Here is a 9,505-nt window from a genome sequence, read left to right as displayed (position 1 = left end):
CGACGGCCGATGATGAAGACCCTGGGGAAATATTTCTTGATCTGCCCGGGACGGGCATCGGTGACGATGTCGAAATCCTTGGGAATTTTTCCCAGCATCATATCGCGGACGGCGCCGCCGGTCAAATAGGCGGTGAAGCCCAGGCTGTGAAGGCGAAAAATGATGCGCAGGGCGTCGGGATCGATGTTCCGCCGCGATATCCCATGCTCGGGCTTTTTCAGGATGATTGGGTCGCCAGTCACGGCCGCTCAATAAACGATCAGGCTGGCGTAGCCCACGACTTCGTTCAAATCCCCGGACACCTCGCCGGAATGGGTATAGCAGACCAGCTCGGCCGCGCCGGCTCCGGCTTCGACGGCCGCGGCCAGCATGATCACCGCCGGCGCCACCCCGCACATGGAGATCCGGTTTTCATGCACGGTGCGGTGCAATCCCCGGGCGTCGAGCTTGAGCAGCTGGTCAATAGCCTTGAAATCCAATTCCCTGGCCTGGGCGGCAGGGATGTAGTGGCTCATGTCGCTGGATGCGACCATCATGATATTCTCATTTTCGGCGAACAGGCGGGCGATCTCCCGGCCAGCGGCCAGCAGATCGGGCAGACGGTCGGCGGCTACCGTGATCGGCAGGATGCGCGAGCCGGGGCTGAGGTATTTGATGAAAGGCACCTGGACTTCCAGCGAGTGCTCGGCGGCGCCGGCCTGGCTATCGACGGCGAACAAGGCGGAATCACCCGCCAGGCGGGAGCGCAGTTCGCTATTGACCTCCACGTTGCCCAGCGGTGTTTCCCAGCCCTCGTTGCCGTCAATGGCCAACGGCGCGCCATGGCCGCGGTGGTTGACGCCCAGGATGATGACGGTTTCACTCAAGGTAACCCGGCCGTAGCCCTGGCCGGCGCAGGCCCCGGAATAGACGTAGCCGGCGTGCGGGGCGAGCAGCCCCAGCACCTTGCGCCGCTCCGGCGCGATAACGACCATTTTTTTCAGTTCCTGTTTCAGGAATTCCTTGTTGGCCGGATAGAATTGGCCGGCCACGACGGCTCTGCGAAACATGTTGGCCTCCTATCTGCCTTTATTCATACACGAACTGCCGGTTGCGTACAGCCAGCTTCCCCGCCTTGAACACCGTATGCACCGGCTGGATGCCGGGGTGGTAGGCCAGGTACTGGTAATCGGGGATATCCAGGAGCAGCAGGTCCAGTTTCTTGCCAAGGGCCAGGGAACCGACCTGGTCCTGACGGTTCACGGCGTAGGCGGCGTTGATGGTGACGGCGTTCAACGCCTGCTCGATGGTCATGCCCATTTGAAAAACGGCTAGCTGAAAGACGAACAATTGCGAGGAGATCATCGAACTGCCGGGGTTGAAATCGCTGCCCAGGGCGACGATGCCGCCCGCTGCCAGGATCTTCTGCACCGGAGCGTAGTGGCCGAGGCGGAGAAAAAAGGAGACGCCGGGCAGCAGCACGCAAGCGGTCTGCGTCGGGGCGATAGCGGCAATTTCGGCGTCGCTGATGGCGATCAAGTGTTCGGCCGACCGCGCCCCCAGACGCGCGGCCAGAGCCGCCGCCCCATTGCTGCTGAACTCGTCGGCATGCAGCTTGATGCCAAAGCCGAGCGCCGCGGCCCGGCGCAGGTAATGCTCGGCATCTTCACAGTTAAAATATCCTTCTTCGCAAAAAATGTCGACGAATTCGGCCAGCCGCCCCTGCGCCACGCCAGGCAGCACGGCGTTCAAAATATAATCCAGGTAGGCGCGCGGGTTGCTGGCAAACTCTTCCGGGATGGCGTGCGCGCCCATGAAGGTGGGGACGATGTCCAGCGGATGCGAGGCGCCCACGGTTTTCAACGCCTCAAGCTGCTTCCATTCCGTATCGCGGTCCAAGCCATAGCCGCTCTTGGCTTCCAGGGTGGTGGTGCCGCTCAGGAGCATGAGATCGAGCCGTTGCCGGCACGCCTCGACCAGCTCCGGCGTGCCGATCGTCCTGGTTTGGCGCACCGTGCTCATGATGCCGCCGCCGCGGCTGGCGATCTCCTGGTAGCTGGCCCCCCGCAGCTTCAAACCGAATTCATCCTGGCGCGTTCCGGCGAAAGGGAGATGGGTATGCGCATCGACCAGCCCGGGCAGGGCCACGAACCCTTGGCCGTCGACTTCGATGCCGCCGGACGTGAGCCGGCATTGGGAGAGCATTTCCTTGGCGGAACCGATGAAGCGGATCGTTCCTTCCCGCGCCGCGATGCACGCATCTTCATGCACGCGCAGACAATCGCTTTCATTGCCGCGCACCAAGCGGTCCGAGCCCGGATTAACCAGTTGGGCGATGTTTTTTACGATGCAATCTACGGCGATCATCATCCCATTGTAAGGGAAACAACCCCGATTTTCAACAAGCCAATGCCAGGGAAGATAAGAAAAGGAGATAGAAAAATGATAAAGATAGATTTGGTGCCAATATCCATTAGGGAAAATAAAATTGACAAAAGAAAAACAAGCGATTATCTTTGTTATATCGCTCTGCTCCCCGTCAGATCAGCTTTCGGGCCTCCGACGGGGTTATCCATAGTAGGGACAGGGCGCGACCTGTCCCTACTTATTATTATTTAATATTTCTTATTAATTCAAAAACTTTTAAGACTTCATCGCCATAGTGGTTGATGACTTTTATAGCGATTTTGCCGGTTTCAGGAATGGGAAAAGGGCGGCTGGTGGTTGAATACAATGCGCTCCAAGCGGCCTCATCAATCTCGGCCCGCAGGGCGCGCTTGAGTTTGTCATAGGGCTCTTCGGCGCCGGTGAAATAGGCATGGCGCACGAAAAAGCTTTCACCGTTATAATTGGTGTCAATGAACCAGCAGGCGATGTCGTCGGTGGAAGCGCTGCGTATCTGGCCGGTGGTTGGGTCATAGACGTCAACGCCTTTGATCTCGACAATGACTTGCCCGTCCTTTTGTTTTTTAATTTCTATATCGGGTTCTCCGAAAACCATAAACAGGTTACCGGCTCCGGTTTTCTTGAGCAGTTCGTCACCCATGGCCAGGTCGGGATTCATCTTGGCCGGCAACACGGTCAGCTTGCCATAGCGTTTCACTTCCTCGTCAACGTGCGGATCGAAGGCGAAACCTAAAACAATCAGCATATCGAAGCCAAGGCCCTGCACCGCTTCTTTTGCCGCTTCCTTTACCTGCATCGGGCCGACAGTGCCATGCTCTGGGCCTATTGAAATAGCTACCCGTTTATTCTTGCCATCTTCTTCGGAGAATTCACCTACTGCCTGCAACCAGGTTCCCGCATAAGTTTCGAGATGGTTGAATGTAAGCCGTTCTTTCCTGCGCGTGTTTTGCACACCCGCTTTTTTGAGGTTTTCCAGGATCATGGTATTGAAATCCTGATTTTTACGCGCTTCCTTCTCCGAGACCGTACCATCCAAATCCTCATCAGCCGTTGAAAGGACGCGATGCGGCGACAAGCTTTCGACCGAAAAGGGACCACACACACGTACTCGTTTGTTGTCTTCATAGGGCTGGTCGTAAAGCGTTTCAATATCAGCTTGGCGGGCAATTGCTGCGTCGATTTGCTCACACGTCATCCCTTCCTTGATGTCCGGGTTGTTGGCGATAGACTTTAACGTGACGTGAGGCACACGCTTGTAGACAAATCCCTTGCGAATATCATTATCGGTTTTATAATCGGCTGGGATTTTTCCGGTTAGTTCCGCTTCTTTCCTGATTCCGTCTTGAGAGTCGGCCAGTAAATAACATAGATACTTGGCTGACATCAGTCGTGTTCGTGCTAAGGCTAGGGCAACGCGGCTTGTGTCGATGGTGATCCAGCGTCGACCCCACTGTTCTGAGACGTAGGCTGTCGTTCCGCTGCCACATGTCGGATCAAGTACCAAATCACCAGGGTCTGTGGTCATTAATATGCAGCGTTCAATGACTTTTGTTGTTGTTTGAACGACATATACTTTTTGATCACTAAAAGTGCTTGGAACCACATCTTGCCAAACATTATCGAGCGTTTCAACAGGATAGTCGTCAAGGAAGCGCTTATATTTGAGCCAGTTACCTATTGTTATTACTCGATTGGCAGTAATGAGGCGGTTGACACCTATCTCAGTTGTTTTCCAGTGATATCCAGCAGGCGCATGATATTTTTTTCCTTTAAAGGTTATAGCGAATGATCCACCAGCTGTGGCTCCTTGTGACATCAAGTTGTCATCCATGAATCGTCGGGTGCCTTTGTTGAGTTCGGGATCATTTGAAGTTTCTTCATTGGTTATCTTTCGTGTTATGTCATCACCATCCTCTGTGAGATCATATTGTTTCGAAACAGTTTCCGAAGCCTTGGCAGAAAATAGTCTTCTATATTTCGCTTGCTCTTTCGACTTCGCATACCACAAGATTAAATCGCAATTATTGGAAATAAGCTCGGTACTGAACCCTCCAGTTTTCCGAAAAGCTATCTGGCTAATAAAATTTTCGCTACCGAAAATCTCATCCAGTAGACAGCGGACAAGATGTACGTTCTCATCTCCAATCTGAATAAACACACTACCTGTATCAGTCAGCAATTCTCTCGCTACAACAAATCGGTCGCGGAGGTAAGCAAGATAGGAATGAATGCCGAGCTTCCAAGTGTCGCGAAAAGCTTTAATCTGTTCGGGCTGGCGGACAGTATCTTCGGCCTTGCCATCCTTCACATCGCGCTTGCGGGTACTTACTTGCCAGTTGGAGCCGAACTTGATGCCATAGGGCGGGTCGAGGTAAATGGTCTGCACCTTGCCTTTTAGGCCTTCTTTTTCAGCCAGGGATGTCATTACCAGCAGCGAGTCGCCCAGGATCATGCGGTTGGTCCAATTCTGATCATGCTGGTAAAATTCAACTTTCTGTTCGAAGTCTGCAGGTCCGCCATTGAAGTCGGCAAAGAGGCTGGGCTGGTTGTCACCAGGCTGCTCAAGGCGTGGCATGGCGTTAATTATGGCTTGCGGGTGGATTTTCTCCTGGATGTAAACCGGTACCACCGGAACGGCAAGGTCGGCACGATCCTGCTCGTCCTTGCCCTTCCAGACCAATTGCGGATCAAGAGAAGGATCGCGCGGGTAGAGCATGGTCTTGGGCTTGGCTTCGTCTTCAGCCACAAAGTCGCGCAGCTCCTCGGTCGGAATATTTTTCCGCTTGTCTTTATGGCGAATGGAGCTGACCTTTGTCGAGACTATCTTCTTTTTAGCCATTTTTACCTCATGGTTTCTATGCTTTTTATATGCTTTTTTATACTTTTCCTATACTTTTTAGAATTCTCTTCTAAACTTAGGCTTCTATCTTTCAGGCTGGTTTTGTTCATTACTATTTTTTTCTCGCCGACCTTGAGTCGGCCTAGAGATGCCCCAAAAAACAGGCATTATCTCACTCATAAAATCAATACGTATAAGGGTTTTAGCAGTTATGAGCGCGCATATCGTGTTCATATCGTTCATTTATCCAGAGACTTTCCCAATATTATTCCCGGGGTGTAGCGAGAACCACGTTTGCTTCCAACCAATTTCAAGAAACCTTCTTCGATAAGCCGTTTTAGTTCTCTTGTCGCAGCGGAACGAGTCATTTTGAACAACCTCCGATATTCGGTGTTGTCCAACTCTTGATTCACTTTAAAATAGGCCTTGAGTTTGGGAATTCTTTTTTCAAGCCAAGCTCGGGTTTGCATAAGGTTTGGCGAGGGTGCATAGGTTGCTCCTCTTCCCGATGAACCCGATGAAACCAAGACGCCCGCAGTTATTAATTCCTGGATTTCACGATAGGCGTGATCGCGGTCCAACCTGGTCAGATTACGATAATCTTCATTCGAAAAACCGTTCGGATGTGCAAGAAGTACGCGCTTCTGATTTGTCGGAAGACCGAGTTTTTCAACCAGGCTTTTCCATTCCACTCCCGGACCTTCGTAGATTGGCTGATTCCGCAGGGTTACAAAGAAAGTAGAACCATCCAACGCGAATTGGGGATGTTTTAAAAAAGACTCTTCCATTTCCTCATACATCCGAGGGATGCCCTCTCCTTCTTCCCTCATAATGCCAGCATCTACCAGCACTCGGACAATCAGTGGATTGCGGCTGGCATGAATCCGACTGCGTCGCCGCAAACGGGCAAGTGTGACGGGCAAAACGAGATCTCCAGGGCTTGAAACTTCCATTCGATCGTCAAAAAACCAAACCTCAATTTCCCGACCCATATCATTATAATCGCGATGGGCTACAGCATTGATGAGAGCTTCCTGCCAAGCAAACGTCGGATACTCTGGCATTTCCTTGAAGAATAAGTTACGAAGCTTCTCCGATTTGCGGATGTACGTTGAAGCCGACCGATAGGCTTCTGGAATAAGAGATGCTAAAGGCAATTCGAGGCGGGCAAGTTGTTGAACATTGCGTTGAGCACCGAATTCACGATTTTTCCCATCTACTCGAAAAAAACGAATCCCGGATCTTGGGTGCCAACGATTGATAGGTAGTTTTCCAAATAGCAACAATGCGGCATTCGTTACTGCCCAATTGGTTGCTTTTGAATGAATCAATCCATAAGTAGTCAATATATTCTCAATGGGCCTATCAGCAAGAGCACTTTTAGAAAAAAATGAACGTGCCAAGTCCAAATCCAGATCGTTTAGATTGGCTTCAGGGAAGACACGGTGTTCATATCCGACACGTCGATAAGCTTGTTTTCGTTCGTTAATAACTTCCTGAGGCTCCCTTACGATCTGATCATTCATGCGGTAAGGGAACCCATTGCCTTCTACCATGACTGCTTCAGGATGAATGTCAACTTGAAAGAAGATCAAAGACTGACCATCGATGGATACCTGTTGAGCATTTGTCCTTATCGAAGGTCGGAGTCTTCTTTCTGTCACATTCAAAAATTCCTGCACAGCATCATCAGGATAGTCATGACCGGTCGGTTTGCCGTCATCATCAGCACCCAGAATAAGGATGCCGCCGTCGGCGTTCGCAAAGGCTGCAACGTATTCGGCGATCCAGTCCCGAACTGTTCGCCTATCGATTGCTTTCTTGTTATTTTTTTCCAGATCCCATAAGGACTTGAATTCCAAGAATTGGCCTTCATTTTTATTAAGAAGAGCCCTTACCTCTTTTTCTGAGAATAATTCTTTCATACGATTTCCTCAATTGAATTTATATACCTTCTAATATCATTCTTCGCATCCCACGGGTCAGCAATTTCCAGGAAAGCCCAACGGCCGAAGCCGCCATGGTTGTTGATCGCCGGTACCCAGAGTGTTTTTGCCGCTTCTACCTTAATGACTTTTTCTTTTTTTCGCTCACCGGTGACTTCAATGATCAGATTCAGCAGATCGCCCTGGCCATGGCCATCATTTATACGGACGATGAAATCAGGGAAATACAACTTCTCTTCGCCGTTCAGAATATAAGGAATAGTAAAACCGAGATTCTGGTTTTTCACGTAGCTAATGACTTCATCCATGTCTTCCAGGGACTGGGCCATTTTCTGTTCCCAGGTTTCGGTATCGGCCACAACGTGGGATATGTGGCATTTGTCGGCCCGGGTAGAGAAGACAGGACGGATCGTGTCGAAATCTACATAGCGGGTGGAGCCTTCAGGATCGTACGCCCGCAGCAAAGGTTTCAGGCGGTTTTCTCCTTCAGTGGAACGTACAATGGCATTGTGGATTTTATCGGCGGCATTGTGTGAAAAGGTGGCGAGCAGCAACATTTGCGGAAAAGTGTTGTCCTTGCAATAAAGGCATTCTTTCAGCCACTGCTTGACGATAGGAAGGATTTTGGGAAATACCCAGGGGATTTCCAATCCATTTTCTTTGCAATATTTATCAATAAAACGTTTGCTGATACAAAATGCGACCTCGTTTTCACGCCTTTTTTTCAAGTCGTCGAGAGTATGCAAGCTTTTTTCGCCGACAATAGGGTCAACTTCAACTTTTGTAGGCAAATCCTGAGCCGAGAGAGCCATATGAGAATCGGTTGTAAATTTGGCCGTCCATTTTTCAAGCGGCAGATCATACTTGTAGCCGATCACACGCGGGAAACGGATCATTCGGTCAAGTCGTTCATCGAGCGCCCGCACCCGGGTAGGAATGGGACCGGGCTTGGGATCAACAGAGGAACCGCTGCAGGGAATGAAGGAAAAAGGTACCCCATATACTTCGGCATATTCGGGGGAGAACATGCCATCAGGGTTGACTGCATAGCTGCGGCGGCGCAGGCCACGGCCCACGACCTGCTCGCAAAGGAGCTGGGTTCCAAACGCCCTTACGCCTAAAATATGAGTGACCGTGTTGGCATCCCAGCCTTCGGTCAACATGGAAACCGAAACCACACATTTGACGTTCTCGCCAAGTTTTCCCGGCTTGCCGACCGTATTCATGACTTCGCGCAGGATATCTTCGTCGGTCAGGTTATCGGCATCGCGGTCGGGGAACCTTGTTTTATATTCACCCTTGAATTCCTCGATTTCTATGGCGGCGATCTTTTTAAACTCGGCACTCATCGCCCCTTCCGTTTCAAGCTGTTCGCTGTCAATGAGAATCGTGTTGGGACGGGAGGTCCAGCCGCTGTTTTCCTCATTACTGAATATTTTCAGCGCACCGGGAACAACTCCGAATGTATCTTTGGAAAACGGTTTTTCATATCCAGCGATATAATCATAAACCATTTTAGATACATTGGTGTTGTTACAGACAACGATAAAAACCGGTGGGGTTTGCCCTTTCTCGCGAGCCTCGACATTGTTTTGCCAGAGCTTGTAATACTTTTCATAATTGCTGTAGAGGCTGTGCAGGGCACCTTCCAATTCAGCCGGCAATTTTGGTTCGCTTTGGTATTCACCTGCTCTGCGGCCTTTTTTGGGCAGATCATCACGGATGCGAATCCAGAGATTTCGGTAGGTAGGCATTTCGCCGGACATGGCATCGTCAGCAACCGGAACTCGCGGTACTTTCACAATCCCCGATTCGATGGCGTCAATCAGAGAAAAGTCGGAGACAACCCAAGGAAAGAGAGTGCCTTCTGAAAAGCCTGAACCACGCAGAAAGAAGGGCGTTGCCGAGAGATCAAAAATTGCGCGGATGCCTGTTTTTGCCTTGATGGCTTCAAGGCCCGATATCCAAATCCGGGCTTCTTCATCACGCTTCTCAGCCTCTTTGCGTTCGTCACCTTTAAGTTTTTCCCCATCTTCATCATCGGGTTTGCGACGGTAGCAGTGATGAGCTTCATCGTTGATGACCACAATGTTTCGCTTGTTTCCAAGTCCCCGGCAAACTCGCCTAACCATCTGTTCGGGAGTTTCCGTAAAAGGGCTGACTTCATCCCTGACCAGGATTTGTCTGGTCAGTTTCCCGGCAGCGATCCGCTCCCTGGGTTTCATTTGGTGAAAATTGCCGATGATGATCTTGGCCTTGCATAATTCCAGCTGCCATTCTGCGGACAGGATATCATGCTTCTTGTAATAGTTGTCCGGGTCATTGGGCAGCAAAA

The 9,505-nt window shown here is 50.9% G+C and carries 6 protein-coding genes; all 6 read right to left on the bottom strand.

What is annotated here, in order from left to right:
- Positions 1–242 (bottom strand): hypothetical protein (locus NTW95_13050; protein MCX6558337.1); only part of this gene is annotated, 242 nt, incomplete at its 3' end.
- A gap of 6 nt (positions 243–248) precedes the next feature.
- Complete coding sequence (amrB, locus tag NTW95_13045; GenBank protein MCX6558336.1) at positions 249–1,049, bottom strand: AmmeMemoRadiSam system protein B; 801 nt, start codon at positions 1,047–1,049, stop codon at positions 249–251.
- Positions 1,050–1,068: 19 nt separating this feature from the next.
- Positions 1,069–2,346 carry an imidazolonepropionase gene (gene hutI, locus NTW95_13040; GenBank protein MCX6558335.1) on the bottom strand — a complete coding sequence of 426 codons (1,278 nt, stop codon included), beginning with the start codon at positions 2,344–2,346 and terminating at the stop codon, positions 1,069–1,071.
- A gap of 244 nt (positions 2,347–2,590) precedes the next feature.
- A complete protein-coding gene (locus NTW95_13035; protein MCX6558334.1) occupies positions 2,591–5,224 on the bottom strand; it encodes a site-specific DNA-methyltransferase in 2,634 nt (877 codons plus the stop codon).
- Between the two features lie 239 nt (positions 5,225–5,463).
- A complete protein-coding gene (locus NTW95_13030) occupies positions 5,464–7,149 on the bottom strand; it encodes a putative DNA binding domain-containing protein (protein MCX6558333.1) in 1,686 nt (561 codons plus the stop codon).
- Positions 7,146–9,505, bottom strand: a 2,360-nt coding sequence (locus tag NTW95_13025; GenBank protein MCX6558332.1) for a restriction endonuclease subunit R, incomplete at its 5' end; no start/stop codon positions are given. The genes NTW95_13025 and NTW95_13030, both read right to left, overlap by 4 nt.

The sequence above is a fragment of the Candidatus Aminicenantes bacterium genome (assembly GCA_026393795.1).
Classification (GTDB): Bacteria; Acidobacteriota; Aminicenantia; order UBA2199; family UBA2199; genus UBA2199.
Note: the sequence above shows the minus strand (reverse complement) of the source record. Positions and strands in the feature narration are given on the sequence as shown.